Source organism: Streptomyces sp. NPDC060209, from assembly GCF_042728155.1.
Taxonomy (GTDB): domain Bacteria; phylum Actinomycetota; class Actinomycetes; order Streptomycetales; family Streptomycetaceae; genus Streptomyces.
Window position 1 is genome coordinate 16,719 of the sequence record NZ_JBHWZS010000084.1, and the last position, 13,702, is coordinate 30,420.

The 13,702-nt window shown below is 70.1% G+C and carries 15 protein-coding genes; 6 read left to right on the top strand and 9 right to left on the bottom strand.

Annotated features, from left to right (window positions below; genetic code table 11):
- Nucleotides 1-66: 66 nt before the first annotated feature.
- Together ACFWFI_RS18180 and ACFWFI_RS18185 are read right to left on the bottom strand one after the other, a co-directional pair.
- Nucleotides 67-684 (bottom strand): TOPRIM nucleotidyl transferase/hydrolase domain-containing protein, encoded by a 618-nt coding sequence (locus tag ACFWFI_RS18180; RefSeq protein ID WP_387390928.1) that lies wholly within the window; start codon nucleotides 682-684, stop codon nucleotides 67-69.
- A 100-nt stretch (nucleotides 685-784) separates the two neighbouring features.
- Nucleotides 785-1,237, bottom strand: a complete 453-nt coding sequence (locus tag ACFWFI_RS18185) for an Lrp/AsnC family transcriptional regulator (RefSeq protein WP_387390931.1) — start codon at nucleotides 1,235-1,237, stop codon at nucleotides 785-787.
- 111 nt (nucleotides 1,238-1,348) lie between these two features.
- On the opposite strand from ACFWFI_RS18185, the gene ACFWFI_RS18190 reads away from it, so the two are divergent.
- A complete protein-coding gene (locus tag ACFWFI_RS18190) occupies nucleotides 1,349-1,966 on the top strand; it encodes a LysE family translocator (protein ID WP_387390934.1) in 618 nt (205 codons plus the stop codon).
- 55 nt (nucleotides 1,967-2,021) lie between these two features.
- Nucleotides 2,022-2,480 (top strand): PaaI family thioesterase, encoded by a 459-nt coding sequence (locus ACFWFI_RS18195; RefSeq protein WP_387390937.1) that lies wholly within the window; start codon nucleotides 2,022-2,024, stop codon nucleotides 2,478-2,480.
- A gap of 246 nt (nucleotides 2,481-2,726) precedes the next feature.
- Here the strand turns inward: ACFWFI_RS18195 and ACFWFI_RS18200 are convergent, their stop codons facing one another.
- A complete protein-coding gene (locus tag ACFWFI_RS18200; RefSeq protein WP_387390940.1) occupies nucleotides 2,727-3,209 on the bottom strand; it encodes a MarR family winged helix-turn-helix transcriptional regulator in 483 nt (160 codons plus the stop codon).
- Between the two features lie 109 nt (nucleotides 3,210-3,318).
- On the opposite strand from ACFWFI_RS18200, the gene ACFWFI_RS18205 reads away from it, so the two are divergent.
- Nucleotides 3,319-4,068: a dienelactone hydrolase family protein gene (locus ACFWFI_RS18205; protein WP_387390942.1), complete on the top strand. Its 750-nt coding sequence runs from the start codon at nucleotides 3,319-3,321 to the stop codon at nucleotides 4,066-4,068.
- An 11-nt stretch (nucleotides 4,069-4,079) separates the two neighbouring features.
- On the opposite strand, the gene ACFWFI_RS18210 is transcribed toward ACFWFI_RS18205, so the two are convergent.
- The 5 genes from ACFWFI_RS18210 to ACFWFI_RS18230 all read right to left on the bottom strand — a co-directional run bounded on the left by ACFWFI_RS18210 (nucleotide 4,080) and on the right by ACFWFI_RS18230 (nucleotide 8,085).
- The gene (locus ACFWFI_RS18210) at nucleotides 4,080-4,478 is read right to left on the bottom strand and encodes a VOC family protein (RefSeq protein WP_387390944.1); all 399 of its coding nucleotides are present in this window, start codon (nucleotides 4,476-4,478) and stop codon (nucleotides 4,080-4,082) included.
- A 106-nt stretch (nucleotides 4,479-4,584) separates the two neighbouring features.
- A complete protein-coding gene (locus ACFWFI_RS18215) occupies nucleotides 4,585-5,769 on the bottom strand; it encodes a spore photoproduct lyase family protein (protein ID WP_387390947.1) in 1,185 nt (394 codons plus the stop codon).
- A gap of 30 nt (nucleotides 5,770-5,799) precedes the next feature.
- Nucleotides 5,800-7,311: a cryptochrome/photolyase family protein gene (locus ACFWFI_RS18220; RefSeq protein WP_387390950.1), complete on the bottom strand. Its 1,512-nt coding sequence runs from the start codon at nucleotides 7,309-7,311 to the stop codon at nucleotides 5,800-5,802.
- A gap of 208 nt (nucleotides 7,312-7,519) precedes the next feature.
- A complete protein-coding gene (locus tag ACFWFI_RS18225) occupies nucleotides 7,520-7,861 on the bottom strand; it encodes a DUF3140 domain-containing protein (protein WP_387390953.1) in 342 nt (113 codons plus the stop codon).
- On the bottom strand, nucleotides 7,858-8,085 hold the full coding sequence (locus ACFWFI_RS18230) for a hypervirulence associated TUDOR domain-containing protein (protein ID WP_387390954.1): 228 nt from the start codon (nucleotides 8,083-8,085) through the stop codon (nucleotides 7,858-7,860). The genes ACFWFI_RS18225 and ACFWFI_RS18230 overlap by 4 nt, the downstream gene beginning before the upstream one ends.
- A 344-nt stretch (nucleotides 8,086-8,429) precedes the next feature.
- Here ACFWFI_RS18230 and ACFWFI_RS18235 point away from each other — a divergent pair, with 344 nt between their 5' ends.
- Nucleotides 8,430-9,572 (top strand): serine hydrolase domain-containing protein, encoded by a 1,143-nt coding sequence (locus ACFWFI_RS18235; RefSeq protein WP_387390956.1) that lies wholly within the window; start codon nucleotides 8,430-8,432, stop codon nucleotides 9,570-9,572.
- Nucleotides 9,573-9,701: 129 nt separating this feature from the next.
- On the opposite strand, the gene ACFWFI_RS18240 is transcribed toward ACFWFI_RS18235, so the two are convergent.
- Complete coding sequence (locus tag ACFWFI_RS18240; protein WP_387390958.1) at nucleotides 9,702-10,349, bottom strand: TetR/AcrR family transcriptional regulator; 648 nt, start codon at nucleotides 10,347-10,349, stop codon at nucleotides 9,702-9,704.
- A 266-nt stretch (nucleotides 10,350-10,615) separates the two neighbouring features.
- Here ACFWFI_RS18240 and ACFWFI_RS18245 point away from each other — a divergent pair, with 266 nt between their 5' ends.
- Both ACFWFI_RS18245 and ACFWFI_RS18250 read left to right on the top strand, forming a co-directional pair.
- Nucleotides 10,616-12,220 (top strand): GMC oxidoreductase, encoded by a 1,605-nt coding sequence (locus tag ACFWFI_RS18245; protein ID WP_387390961.1) that lies wholly within the window; start codon nucleotides 10,616-10,618, stop codon nucleotides 12,218-12,220.
- Between the two features lie 21 nt (nucleotides 12,221-12,241).
- On the top strand, nucleotides 12,242-13,660 hold the full coding sequence (locus tag ACFWFI_RS18250) for a lipase family protein (RefSeq protein ID WP_387390962.1): 1,419 nt from the start codon (nucleotides 12,242-12,244) through the stop codon (nucleotides 13,658-13,660).
- Nucleotides 13,661-13,702: the final 42 nt, after the last annotated feature.

Sequence of the window (13,702 nt, forward strand, 5' to 3'; positions counted from 1 at the left end):
GCCAGGCCCCCAGGAGCGACCGGGGCTGCCGGCGCCCTCCGACGACGCCCCGGACCGCCCAGGGGTTCAGAGACCGGCGAGCAGGCCGTCGAGCGGGGCCGGTACGCGGCCGGGATCGAGGGCTTCGACGAGGACACGGCCGTAGTGGATCTTGCGCCCCTTCTTCGTGCCGAGGAAGCGCCGCAGCTGCTGCTGCGAGGTGCGGCCCCGCTGCGCCGGCTGGCGCAGGAAGGTCTGCAGGGCCCGCAGGTCGCCCTCCACCTCGACGAGCTCCTCCACCCGCGTCACACCCAGTGCGCGGATGAGCTCGTCCTCCAGATCCGCCGCGCAGACGAAGAACCCCTGCCGCGCCGCGCCGGCCCGCTCCAGGCCGCGGGCGTAGTAGCCGCGTTCCGCCTCGTCGCACAGTCCCGTGAGACGGAGGCCCAGGCCGGGCGGCCCCAGGAGGCCGGCGAAGCGCCCGACACTCATCGCACCGCCCATCGACAGGACGCAGACCCCTTCGGCCGCGAGGTCCCGGCCCCGGCTCGCGGCCAGCGCGCCGACCGCGGCGACATCGCTCGGCCCTTCGAGCAGGACCACCACCCGGACGGACAGCCGCTCGGCCAGGTCCCGCGCGGGATCACCCGGGCCACCGGCCGCCCACGCGGTGACCGCCTCCCGGAACGACCCCATGTCAGCCATGAGAAGAGTCTCCGCCACACACCGCCGCCGCGGTAGGGATTTTCCCCGGGCGGAGGTCCGTCCGTGCCCTCCGCCCGGGGCGGGTTCCGCGCACAGGCGCCTACTCGGGCAGGGGACGGTCGTCGACGACGTGCTTCATGACGAGGGTGGAAGTCAGGCGCTGGACACCCGGCAGCCGGGCGAGCCGCTGATCGTAGAGCTGCTGGAAGGCTGCCAGGTCGGCCGTGGCGACCCGCAGGAGGTAGTCGGGTTCACCGAACAGGCGCTGGGCCTGGAGCACATGCGGGACGGCGGCCACGGCCTCCTCGAACGCGGCGACGGTACCGCTGTCCTCCCATCGCAGAGTGGCGAAGACCAGGGCTTCGAAGTTCAGGCCGACGGCCCCGGGGTCCACGACGGCGCGGTAGCCGCGGATCGCGCCCTCCTGTTCGAGATCACGCAGGCGCCGGTGGCACGGCGAAACGCTCAGCTTCACGCGGGCGGCCAGCTCGGTCACCGTCAGCCGGCCGTCGCGCTGCAGCTCGGTAAGAATTTTCCGATCCAGGGCATCCATCAGAAGATTCTCCCCCAATAGGCCCGAGCACGGGGTAAAGACGGAAACATTTTCGGGCATTTTGCGCCTAATCTTCCCTCTTGGGGCACGAATCATGAGAGGGATCGATCGATGGACACGACGACGTTGGCGGCTTTCCTGGCAGTGGATCTTCTGCTGGTCTTCACACCGGGAGCGGACTGGGCGTACGCGATCTCGGCAGGGCTACGGGACCGGTCGGTCGTCCCCGCCGTCGCCGGGCTGATAACCGGATACGCGGCCTACACCCTGCTCGCCGTCGCCGGCCTGGTGGTGATCGTGGCGAGGTCGCCGGCCCTGCTCACCGCGCTGACCGTCGCCGGGGCCGCCTACCTGATGTGGCTGGGCTGGAATGTCGTGTCGCGGCCGACGGCCCTGGGCGCGTCCACTGAGACCGTGGCGGCCTCGCGTCGGCAGATCATGCTCAAGGGCGCCGGGATCAGCGGGCTGAACCCCAAGGCGCTGCTGCTGTACTTCTCACTGTTCCCCCAGTTCATCGACTCCGCGGCAAGCTGGCCGGTCGCCGCCCAGACGGGGTTGCTCGGCGCGCTCCACATGACCGCCTGCGCCGGGGTGTACCTCGGAGTCGGCCTCCTGGCCCGCACCGTGCTGCGGACCCGGCCGTCCGCGGCCCGGGCGGCCACCCGGGTGTCCGGTGCCATGATGATCGCCATCGGCGGGTTCCTGCTGGTGGAGCGTCTGGCCGGCTGACGAACGCCCCCGCCTCGACCGTCCGCGCGCCGCGACACCCGCCGAAGGAGAGTACATGGAAGACCGGAACCGGCAGGAACAGGCGAGCCCCGAGGTACAGGCACGCGTCCGGGCGAGCTTCGACAGCCAGGGGCTCATGGGGCATCTCGGTGCCCGGATCACACACATCGCACCCGGACGCGTGCACATCGTGCTCCCGGGCCGGCCGGAAGTCACCCAGCAGCACGGCTACTTCCACGCCGGCGCCACCAGCGCCGTCGCGGACAGCGCCGGAGGCTACGCGGCCTTCACCCTGTTCCCGGAGAACACCGAAGTGCTCACGGTCGAGTACAAGATCAATCTCCTCGCGCCCGCCGTCGGCGACCACATCGAGGCGGTCGGAACCGTCCTGAAGTCCGGACGCACCCTGACCGTGTGCCAGTTGGAGGTCTTCGGAGTCCAGGACAGCGGCCGGAAACTCGTCGCGAACGGGCAGCAGACGCTGATTCGCGTGGACAGGACGCCCGGGCGGTAGGAGCCTGCCGGAATCCGGCACCCTCTCGAGGCCGCTCGTGCGGGGCGGCGACCAGTGTCTCCAACCAGCCGAGGCAGCGTCCGCCCCAACGAGCCGGACGGAGTCCGGGGCCTTCTCCACGGCCTTGACGAGGGAGACCCCGAGTTGTTCTGCCTCTGCCGGCCGCAGGTCGGGCCGGTGCACCCGTGGCTCATGGTCCGACTGCCCGTATTCCGGGCAGCGTTGAAGCCTGGTGCACCACGCGACTCAGGAGCTCCGGGTGTGGTGGTCCAGCAAGCGAGTGAGCACCCGCACGAACCGGTCTCGTTCGGCCGGACTCAGCGGCGCGAGCAGCTCGTCGTGGAGGTCGTCCAGGACCTCGTCGAGGAGGCGCAGGTGGCGGCGGCCTCGGGTGGAGATCGTGATGATGTTGCGGCGCCGGTCGCCGGGATCCGGGGCCCGCTCGACGAGGTCACGCTCGACCAGTTCGTTGAGCACGCCGACCATGTCGCTGCGGTGGATGCCGGAGCGCATGCTCAGCGCCGCCTGGCTGCCCGGCCCGTACTCCTGCAGTGAGGCGAGCACGGCGTAGTGCCACCTGCGGGCGTCGGCCCGGGCCAGCCCCTCGGTGATCAGCCGGTCCGACCGCATGGTCAGCTGCGACAACAGCCGGCTCGCCCGCCGGCGCAGTCTGTCGGGCGTCTTGGGCGCCCCGCCGTCGGACACGTCCGTGGCATCGGCTCTGATCATGGCGCGCATCCTATCCATTGCGTTGGTCCGACTAACGATGTACGTTCGCTCGCGCCAAAAACGTAGGTGCGACAAACGTTTATCGAGTGAACTCCGAGGAAGGAAGCTCTTGCCCACCAAGACACTGCAGATCCCCACCACGGACCGCCGGGCCGACGCCTTCGCCGCCTTCCCCGACCACGGGGAGCGGCACCCAGGGGTGCTGATGTACGCGGACGGCTTCGGCATCCGGCCCGTGCTGCGGGAGATGGCCCGCGAACTGGCCGGGCACGGGTACTACGTGCTCGTCCCCAACCTCTTCTACCGGCACGGCCCGGCACCGGTGATCGAACTTCCCGGGCACATCGGAGAGGAGGTACGGCCCGAGGTCATGGCCCAGGTGATGCCCTTGATCGAGGCACACACCGCCGAACGCGTCCTGAGCGACGCCGACGCCTACCTCAGGTTCCTCACCACCCAGCCCGAGGCCGCCGCCGGACCGGTCGCGGTGACCGGCTACTGCATAGGCGGCCTTCTGGCGATGCGCACCGCCGCGGCCCACCCCGGCCAGGTGGCCGCCGTCGCCGGATTCCACGGCCCCGTGGCCGCCGGCGGGCCCGACAGTGTGCACCGCCTCTTCTCCACTGTCACCGCCCAGGTCCACCTCGGCCACGCCGCGACCGACCTGACGCCCGAGGCACTCGGCGAGCTCAACCAGGCACTGGACGCCGCGGGGGTCGACTTCACCTCCGAGATCTACCCCGGCACAGTCCACGGCTTCACCATGTCCGACACCGACGCCTTCGACGCCTCCGCACTTCAGCGCCACTGGGACCGCCTGCTCCCCCTCCTCGGCCGCACCCTGCAGCCCGCCCGGTGAGAGGGCGCCGGTCATGGCATCGGCCGGTCACCTCCACCGGCTGCGTGGCTCAGGTCCACCACGCAGAAGATGTTGCCGTCAGGATCGGCGAGGACGACGAAGTCGGGTTCCGGCGGATAGAGGTCCCAGTCGACAGCTCGCGCACCAAGACCGAGCAGCCGTCGTACCTCCGCCTGTTGTTCCTGCTTCGTCTCCGTGAAGAGGTCGAGGTGGATACGGGGGTGGGGCTCGGCCGGGGACGTGCTGCGCAGCAGGCCGAGGGCGCGGCCGGACCCATCGGCGTGATCGAGGTCCCGCCACGTTTCGCTCTCCCGCTCCTGAGAGGCGACCAAATCCAGGGCCGCGGTCCAGAAGGCCACCGCGCGGGGGATGTCCGTGACCCCGATGACGGGAATTCCGAGTCTCAGCATGGGGCGAGCCTAGGGTCGGTGCACCCCTCGGCGTACATGCCCCCCGGAGCTGTGTGGCTGAAGGTCCCCCGGGGCAGGCTGGGATGCGGGCCGCACCCGGTATGGCTCAAAAGGCGTACCTGACGCGTAGCCACGGCGCGTGCGTTGCGAGCAGCTGCTGGATCCGCGTCAGGGACTGCTGCTTGATCTCCCGGGCATAGCGAACGTTGAGGGCTCCGTTCTCCGAGCGCTTGGTCTCCTGGGCGTCCGGCTGCCACAGCACTTCCTCGGCGCGGGGGTGCCAGCCCAGGTTGACCTCGTGGAGCGCCTGGTTGTGGGTCAGCATGATGATCTCGGCTGCTGCCTGCTCCTTCACGCGGGCGGGCAGGACGTCGTCGAGGTGGGCGAGCAGGTCGGCCCAGTCCCGCTGCCACCCCGGGCGCAGAACGACGGGTGAGAGGTTGAAGTGGACCTCGTACCCGGCATCGAGGAAGTCGGCCGCTGCGGCGATCCGCTCGGCGACCGGGCTGGTGCGGATGTCCAGCAGCCGGGCGTCGTCGGCGGGCATGAGGGAGAAGCGCACTCGGGTGCGCCCTTGAGGATCGAGCGCGAGCAGGTCGGGATTGACGAACTTGGTCGCGAAGGAGGCCTTCGCCGTCGGCAGACCGCGGAACGCGGCGACGAGATCAGCGGTGTTGTCGCAGACGAGGGCGTCGACGGAGCAGTCACCGTTCTCGCCGATGTCGTAGACCCACGACTGAGGATCGCACTGGTTGGGTGCCGTCTTCGGGCCCTGGGCCCGTACGTGGCGGCGGACATGGGCCACGATCGCTTCGATGTTGGTGAACAGCGTGATGGGGTTGGCGTAGCCCTTGCGGCGGGGGACGTAGCAGTAGGCGCAGGCCATCGCGCAACCGTTGGACGGGCCGGGGGCGATCCAGTCGGCCGACCTGCCGTTCGGCCGCGTCGCGAGCGTGTGCTTGACCCCGAGGACAAGTGTCCCGGTCTTGATCCGGACCCAGCGGGCGATGTTGCCGTCGTTGCCGTGGAGGGAGGGGATTCGCCAGTGGCTGGCGACCTCGGTCACGCGCACTCCGGGCAGCCGGGCCATGATCTGCTGGCCGCGCGGGGAGTCCAAGGCCGCCGGCTCCGCGTAGACCTCCCGTACGTCGAGCATCCGGCGCGCCTGCGGACTGTCCCGGAACGCCCGGGGCGCGTCCTGCGCCTCCTGCGCCGGTACGGTGTCCGACCACCCGAAGAGCGCTTGCTGCTCGGGCTCTCCCGGGGCGGGTTCTGCCGCGGGCTGATCCACGTGCTTCTCCTCTCGTCCTCCCGAAGGATCTCAGTCCAGGCGGTCGCGCTCCTGCTCCAGCAGTTCTTCGAGATCGGTGAGCCGGTCCAGCCCCCGCACCGCCTGGGTCATCCGCGCGTTGTGCTCGAACCGGTCGCGGTGGCGGTGCAGGAGGTTCCAGTACCCGGCGGTGAAGGGGCAGGCGTCCTCACCGACGCGTACGGACGGCTTGTACCGGCAGGGGCCGCAGAGGTCGCTCATGCGGTCGATGTAGGCACCTCCGGACGTGTAGGGCTTGGTGGTCATGCGGCCCCCGTCCGCGTACTGCGACATGCCCACGACGTTCGGGACCATGACCCAGTCGTAGCCGTCGACGAAGCTGCGGTGGAACCAGTCGGTGACGGCCCGGGGCTCCCACCCTCGCTGCAGGGCGAAGCTGCCCAGGATCATCAGGCGCGGGATGTGGTGGGTCCAGCCTGTCGTTCTGACCTGGTCCAGGACGTGGGTCAGGCAGTTCGCCCCGGTCCCTTCCGAGGACAGTTCCGTGAACCAGTCGGGCAGTGGCTCGTGGTGGCGCAGGGCGTTGCTCTCGCGGTATCCGGTGCCGAAGTACCAGTAGACGTGCCAGACGAACTCGCGCCATCCGGCGATCTGGCGCACGAATCCCTCGGCGCTGTTGAGTGGCACGTCGCCGGATCGCCACCGCGCCTCCGCCCGTTCGACGCATTCCGCGGGGTCCAGCAGGCCGAGGTTGAGCGACGAGGAAAGCAGGCTGTGGCTCATCGTCGCGTCCCCGGCGAGCATCGCGTCCTCGTACGCGCCGAAGGTGGCGAGCCGGTGTTCGACGAAGCGCCGGAGCGCGGCGAGTGCCTCCCGGCGCGTGGCGGGGAACCGGCGTGGTGCGTCCTCGCCGACGAACTCGACGTCCCCGTCACGCGACCAGCGGTCGAGGTCCGACCGCACCTCGGCGTCGATGTCGCTCTCCCGGGGCCGGTAGGGTGCCGGGACGCCCAGGCCGGTGGCCCCGCGTGGCGGTGGCTGCCGGTTGTCGTGGTCGAGGTTCCATCGGCCTCCGACGGGCCGGTCGCCCTCCATCAGCAGGTCATGCGTCTGTCGGACCCATCGGTAGAAGTCCTCCTGCCGGAGGCGCTTCGTGCCGCGTTCGTCCGCCCAGTCCCGGAACTCTTCGTGCGTCACCAGAAAGCCACGTGCCGGCAGAACACGCACAAAGGGCAGCGCGCGCACGAAGGCGTGGGCCGCGTGGGACGTGGGATGGTGCACGGTCACGGGCCCGTCCCCCACCGCCTCGCGCAGACCCTGGCGATAGGTGTCGGCCTTGATGTACCGCACGCGGTCACCCAGCTCGGCGGCTCGATGGCGCATCGCCGAAAGGACGAGGTGGGCCTTCGCACGGTGAAACCGTCGCCGTCGGAAGACGCTGCGGGCCTCGATCAGCAGCAGCGGCGCGTCCCTACGCGGGCCGCCCCGCGCCGGATCGACGAAATGGGGACCGAGCTGATCGCCGAACAGCCAATGGGGGATGCTGGACTCTTCCTCAGTCATGCCGAGTGCTCCGATGACGATCTGTTGGCCGGCCGGCGCACTGCGCGACGCCTTCCTTCACAGATCAAAGCGCACGACGACGTGGGCCGTACTCCTCACACGCCGCGCGCGCCGCGCTTCCCGCGGGGCCGCGGCACGCTCGCCGACCGTGCCTCGTCCCGGCCCGGGCACTCCACGCAGCCCGGTGACGATCGTGACGTCGGGGCCCTCATGACTTCGGGTCGTGGCCCCAGTTCATGAGGGAGTGGCGCCATCGGGTATCCGTGACGTCGCCTGCGGGCCGCTGCTCGAGATGCCGGTGCACATAACCGACGACCTTGCGCATGTGCGCGACGTCGTCGTCGGAGAGATCAGCCTTGTTCTTCTCCAGCAGGTCGACGATGCGGCGCCCGGACGCATGCCCCACGCTTTCACCGCCACCGTCCGACTGACCCACGTTCTTCGAGTCATCCGTGGCCAGCCATTTCTTGAGGCCACGGGGCGTCATGTTGACGGCCTTGCCGAACTCGTCAATGGTCTCCTGCCGACTCGTACCGCCTTTTCCGCTCACGAGCCGCCACTCTTCTTACGCAGGGACTGCGGTTTATGGACGGCTCTGCGGCCGGATTTCTCACTCTCGACCTCGTACTGCGGTTCGTCCTTCGAGGCGTCGACGGTACGTCCCGCCGCCTCCGCGCGTCCCGTGATCTTCTTCTTCACTTTCCCTGGAACGGTCTGCCCGTGGCTGCTCCAGGAAACTTCGTCACCCTTGTCGAGCTTCTTTCCCTTGGCCACGATCCGTATGCTCCCTCCGCCTCGGCCCCCATGGTGGACGACGTTCTTCACTGTCCCGCTCTTCGTGGCTCGGCGCATTCCGGCGGACCGCTGCCGACGTCGCCGCAGCGCCGGACGCGCCCGAGCGGGCCGGCCGGGGGGAAGCCCCAGCATGCCCGCGGGGGTACCCCCCGGCGCCGCTCTGAGGAAGGCGCATCGGCACGTCAGGGGGAAAGCCGGATGGTCCGGTCCTCTCCCGGATGGTGCGATGGTCGCCGACCACAGGCTCCGGGGCGAAAGCACCTGCGGGCCACTCCTGAGCGGTCCTTGAACGCGCGGGCAACCTGAACAGAAAAGGGATCATCGTGCATGTGTTAAGAAGGCGTCGGCGAGGCCTGCTCGTCCTGACCAGCCTGGCCACGGCCCTCCTCGCCGTGTCGACCGGACTGACCGCGGCGGCGGAGCCGCAGCAGGCGGATCCGCTCCAGCAGCGGGTGGACGCGATCCACGACACCGGGGTCGTCGGTGTGCTTGCCGAGGTGACGTCACCGGACACGCGTGACAGTGCGCGCGCCGGGACGGCCGCGATGGGCAGCAGGAAGCCGATGCCTCAGAACGGCAGGTTCCGGATCGGCAGCGCCACCAAGACCTTCACAGCGGCGGTCGTGCTGCAACTCGTCGGCGAGGGTCGGATGTCCCTTGACGACACCGTCGAGCAATGGCTGCCGGGAGTGGTCCGGGGCAACGGCAATGACGGCAGTCGGACCACCGTGCGGATGCTGTTGCAGCACACCAGTGGCATCCGCGATGTCGGGCCGGAGATAGCCGCGTTGAAGAGCGCGGACGGCTATCGAGCCGAGCGGTTCCGTACCTACACGTCCGGGGAGTTGGTGGGGCTGGCGATGCAGGACCCTCCCCGCTTCACCCCTCCTGGCACCGGCTGGTCGTACTCCAACACCAACTACATTCTCGCCGCGATGATCATCGACAAGGTCACCGGCCGGAGTTGGGCGCGGGAGGTGAAGGACCGGATCATCCGCCCGCTGGACCTGAGGGACACCAGTACGCCCGGCGCCTTCCCGTCCATCCTGGGCCCGCACGCCCGGGGCTACGCCGCGTTCGGCACGGACACCGCCATCGACGTCACCGTGCTCAATTCGACCATGGCCGTCGGCTCCGGCTCGATCATCAGCACCGCGCACGACCTGAACCGGTTCTACTCCGCGCTGCTCGGCGGCCGTCTGCTGGCTCCGGCACAGCTCGGCGAGATGACGACCACAGTGCTCGCGCCCGAGCTGGGTGTGGGGTACGGACTCGGTCTGGCGGAGGTCTCGTTGTCCTGTGGCGGCAGCTACTTCGGTCACCGGGGCGAACTGCTCGGCTATGTCACCTGGGTGGGCACCACCCGTGACGGGGCCCGGACCGCCGCGGTGTACGTCACCGGTGACGGCGGTGAGGACACCTGGGGCGCCATGACCACACTCGTGGACCGGGAACTGTGCCGGTGATCCGCTGATCGGCGGGTCTGTCGGGCACCTCGCGGCGCGACACCCGCGGCTCCGGACCGCGTGGCCGGTGATCACGGTCGCGCGGTTCGTGCGGGTGGCGCGCCGGACCTGCAGCCGACCTCGACGGCGTCAGTAGGGCAAGCCCTCCGAAGCCGCGCGCAAGGCTGCGAGCAGGCACGCGGCGATTTCGTCGCCCGCCGCCTCGGGATTGTCTGCGTACTGGCGGGCGAAGTCCTCCGCCGCCGCGCGCAGCGCGCCGTTGAGGGTCGCCGCGTGCACCTTGATTCTGATGTCGTCGGCGCTACCGCCGGACCGCTGGGCGAGGAGATCTCCGAGGACGGGCAGAGCGTCGTCGTGTGCCTGGAGCCAGACGGCGCGCAGAGCCGGGTCGGTGGAGGTCATGCGGATCAGGTCGAGGATGACGGGGGCGGCGGGGAGCAACTCGCCGTATCGACAGGCGTCCGTGAAGAAGTCCATCAGCCCCGTCTCCGGTGGCCAGTTGCCCAGTTGGTCGATGGCGAACTCGAGCCCTGCCGAGAGGAGCGGCAGTACGCAGCTCTCCTTTGTGGGGAAGTGACGCCACAGGGTGCGGGCGGAGATACCCACGGCCTGGGCGATCTGCTCGCCCGTCGTAGCGGTGACGCCTTGCGAGGCGAACAGGCGGACGGCCTCGCCGGCGATCTCGAAGCGGAGAGCCTCCTTGCGCCGTTGCGCGAGCGACGGCCTGGCATCTGCTTGCGTTGTCTGCCCGCGTTCCACGGACGGCGCTTCGCGCACCCTCGCCCCCGCCCTCTGTCGCTGATACCGCAGCATAGCGAGCCGCTGGGAAATGACGCATGCCGACGTCTTGTCACTGAGTGACACGCAGACCTACGCTGCCGTAAGTGACCAGCGAGTAACAGCGCTGTCTCACACGGCATTTGGCGTGCATCGACCGAAACGAATGAGCCCGGGCGCCCTCGACCACTGAGGACCGGACCCGCCTGGGCAGCTCAGACGGCCACACCGACCGGACGGCATCCCACCCCCTCAAGGAGCCGCTCATGCCCACTCCAACCAGGCGCAGCCTGCTCACCGGCGCTGCCGGACTCGCGGCCGCAGGCGTCCTCCCACCGCCCGCAGCGGCAGCAGCCGCCGCGCCGGCCCGGGTGAGACTGTCCGAGGAGGAACACCGGGCCGTCGTCATCGGCTCGGGCTTCGGCGGCGGCGTGGCCGCGCTGCGACTGGCGCAGGCCGGCGTGCCGGTGACCGTACTGGAACGCGGCCGGCGATGGCCCACGGGGCCCGACGCGGAAACCTTCCCCCGTGTGTCCGGTCTCGACAGGCGGATGCTCTGGTACGGAACCCTCCCGGCGGCCGTCCGGCCGCTCGCCCGACTGATCGGCGCCCCGCTGAACTTCGATCCGTACGTGGGGCTCCTGGAGCCGATACTCGGGCAGAACATCCTGGGCGTCTGCGCGGCCGGGGTCGGCGGCGGGTCTCTCGTCTACCAGGGCATGACCCTGCAGCCCTCCGAGGCGGTCTTCAACACCTGGCTCCCCGACGAGCTCGACTACCGGCGCATGAACCGGATCCACTACCCGCGGGTCGCCGGCATGCTCCAGGTGGCGACGGCTCCCGAGGAACTGATCAGCACACCCAACTACTACGCGGCACAGGTGTTCGCCGAGCGGGTGCGCAAGGCGGGGTACGGCCTGGAGAAGATCCCGATGCCGATCGACTGGGGCTACGCCCTGGCCGAGCTGCGGGGAGAGATGAAGCCGTCCTACACGAACGGGGACTGCGCACTCGGCGTCAACAACGGCGGCAAGCACTCCGTCGACGTGACCTACCTCCGGCAGGCAGAGGCGACCGGCAAGGTCACCGTCGCGACCCACCACAACGTCACCGGCGTCGCCCGGGCGGCGGACGGCCGCTGGGAGGTGCACGTCGACCGCACCGACGACGCGGGCCGCGTGCTGGAGCAGAAGATCCTCTCCACCCGAGCCCTGGTCATGGCGGCCGGCAGCATCAACACCAGCAAGCTCCTCGTCCGCGCCGGTGCCACAGGCGCGATCCCCGACCTGCCCGACGGGCTCGGCGAAGGGTGGGGAACCAACGGCGACCGCATCTACGCGTGGACGAACCTGCAGGAGGACTTCGGGGCCGAGCAAGGGGGACCGGTCGTCTACGGCAGCAAGGCGTGGGACGACCCGAAGACCGCGAACACGATCATCCAGGCATCGCTCCCGCCACTGGGTATCGACGCGCGGACGACCATGCTGGTCGGCTTCGGGGTGAGCGCGGACCGCGGCCGGTTCCGCTACGACGCGTCCACCGACTCCGTTTCGCTGCACTGGCCCCTGGGCGGCGACACCGGCAGCCACCGGCACATCCAGCAGCGCATCACGAAGGTGTCCAAAGGGCTCGGCGTCCTCACGGACACGAACTCCCTCGTCAACAGCACCTGGCACCCACTTGGCGGCGCACCGATGGGGACGGTGTGCGACCTCGAGGGCCGCGTCCAGGGCCAACGCGGCCTCTACGTCCTCGACGGAGCGCTCATCCCCGGCACGACCGGCGCCTGCAACCCGTCGATGACCATCGCCGCCGTGGCCGAACGGGCGATGGACGCCATCACCGCCCACGACATCGACACGATCATCTAGACGACGAACGAGGAGCACACCATGAGCCGCAAGAGAAGCCGTTCCCGTTCCACCCTCACCACCGCCGTGCACCGGACCACCACTCACCCGGCGGCGGGCCGCCGCAGCACATCGGCCGGCCTGCGCCTCCTGGCCGGCGTCGTCGCCGCGGGCACCGTCTGCGCGGGCCTGTCGGCCGTACCGGCCTCCGCGGCCGCGACGGAACCCGTCGTCTCCCGCGGGGTCACCATCCCCGCGTTCTACACCCCGCCGACCGAACTACCGGCCGCCAACGGCGCGTTGATCCGCACCGAGGCGCTGCCGCTCGGGCTGAGCATCCCCGGCCTCGACGGCCGCCCGATGCCGGGTACCGCGACCCGCCTGATGTACAGGTCCACCGACTCTGCCGGGCTGCCCGTCGCCGTGACCGGCGCCTACATCGAACCCACGGCCGCCTGGAAGGGCAGCGGACCGCGCCCTCTGGTCGCGGTGGCCTCGGGCACCATGGGCCAGGGCGACCAGTGCGCGCCGTCCTTCGCCCTGCAGCACCCGCTCACCCTCAACGGCGACACCGTGTCCGTGGGTTACGAGGCCCTGGCGGTCTACCGGCTCCTGGCCACCGGGGCGGCGGTCGTCGTCACCGACTACGTCGGCCTCGGCGCCACCGACCGCCTGCACACCTACGTCAACCGCCTCGACCAGGCGCACGCCCTGCTGGACGCCGCCCGCGCCGCCCGCGCCGTCCCCGGGGCATCGGTCACCGCCGCGTCCCGGACCGGCCTGTACGGATACAGCCAGGGCGGCGGTGCCAGCGCCGCGGCCGCCGAACTCCAGCCCTCCTACGCACCCGACGTCCGGCTCGCCGGGACCTACGCCGGCGCTCCCCCGGCGGACCTGACCTCGGTCATGAAGGGCATCGACGGCAGTGCGCTCGCGGGTGCGCTGGCCTGGTCGATCAGCGGATTCGCCCAGGCCGACCCCGACCTGCGCGCGGTCGTCGACGCGAACATCAGCGCGACGGGGAAGGCAGCTCTCAAGGACGCGTCGACCATGTGTGTCGGCGACGCGCTCTTCGGTTACGGCTTCACCAAGAGCGGTAAATGGACCACCAGCGGCCGGTCCATAGGGGAAATCATCGCGGCCGACCCCCGCGCGAAGGCCGCCCTGGACAAGCAGCGCATCGGCACGCTCAAGCCGGCAGGTCCGGTACGTCTGGCCACCGGCGTCCAGGACGACATCGTTCCCCACGCCCAGGCCCGGCAGCTGGCCCTCGACTGGTGCGGCAAGGGCGCCGATGTCACCTACGACGCCATCAAGCTGCCGAACCTCGGCGACAAGATCCTCACCAACCACCTCGTACCTCTCATCACCGACCAGGGCGACGCGATCTCCTGGCTGACCGACCGCCTCTCCGGCAAGCCGGCCACCTCCAACTGCTGGACGATGCCCATCCAGCTCTGACCTCCCACCGCGCCGACCAGCTCGTGCCGCGTCCACCGGAAC

Bases quoted from the DNA above. Each gene is read 5' to 3' on its own strand.
- ACFWFI_RS18250 (WP_387390962.1), top strand. From the start codon at position 12,242: ATGAGCCGCAAGAGAAGCCGTTCCCGTTCCACCCTCACCACCGCCGTG.
- ACFWFI_RS18185 (WP_387390931.1), bottom strand. From the start codon at position 1,237: ATGGATGCCCTGGATCGGAAAATTCTTACCGAGCTGCAGCGCGACGGC.
- ACFWFI_RS18195 (WP_387390937.1), top strand. From the start codon at position 2,022: ATGGAAGACCGGAACCGGCAGGAACAGGCGAGCCCCGAGGTACAGGCA.
- ACFWFI_RS18180 (WP_387390928.1), bottom strand. From the start codon at position 684: ATGGCTGACATGGGGTCGTTCCGGGAGGCGGTCACCGCGTGGGCGGCC.
- ACFWFI_RS18220 (WP_387390950.1), bottom strand. From the start codon at position 7,311: ATGACTGAGGAAGAGTCCAGCATCCCCCATTGGCTGTTCGGCGATCAG.
- ACFWFI_RS18190 (WP_387390934.1), top strand. From the start codon at position 1,349: ATGGACACGACGACGTTGGCGGCTTTCCTGGCAGTGGATCTTCTGCTG.
- ACFWFI_RS18200 (WP_387390940.1), bottom strand. From the start codon at position 3,209: ATGATCAGAGCCGATGCCACGGACGTGTCCGACGGCGGGGCGCCCAAG.
- ACFWFI_RS18210 (WP_387390944.1), bottom strand. From the start codon at position 4,478: ATGCTGAGACTCGGAATTCCCGTCATCGGGGTCACGGACATCCCCCGC.
- ACFWFI_RS18245 (WP_387390961.1), top strand. From the start codon at position 10,616: ATGCCCACTCCAACCAGGCGCAGCCTGCTCACCGGCGCTGCCGGACTC.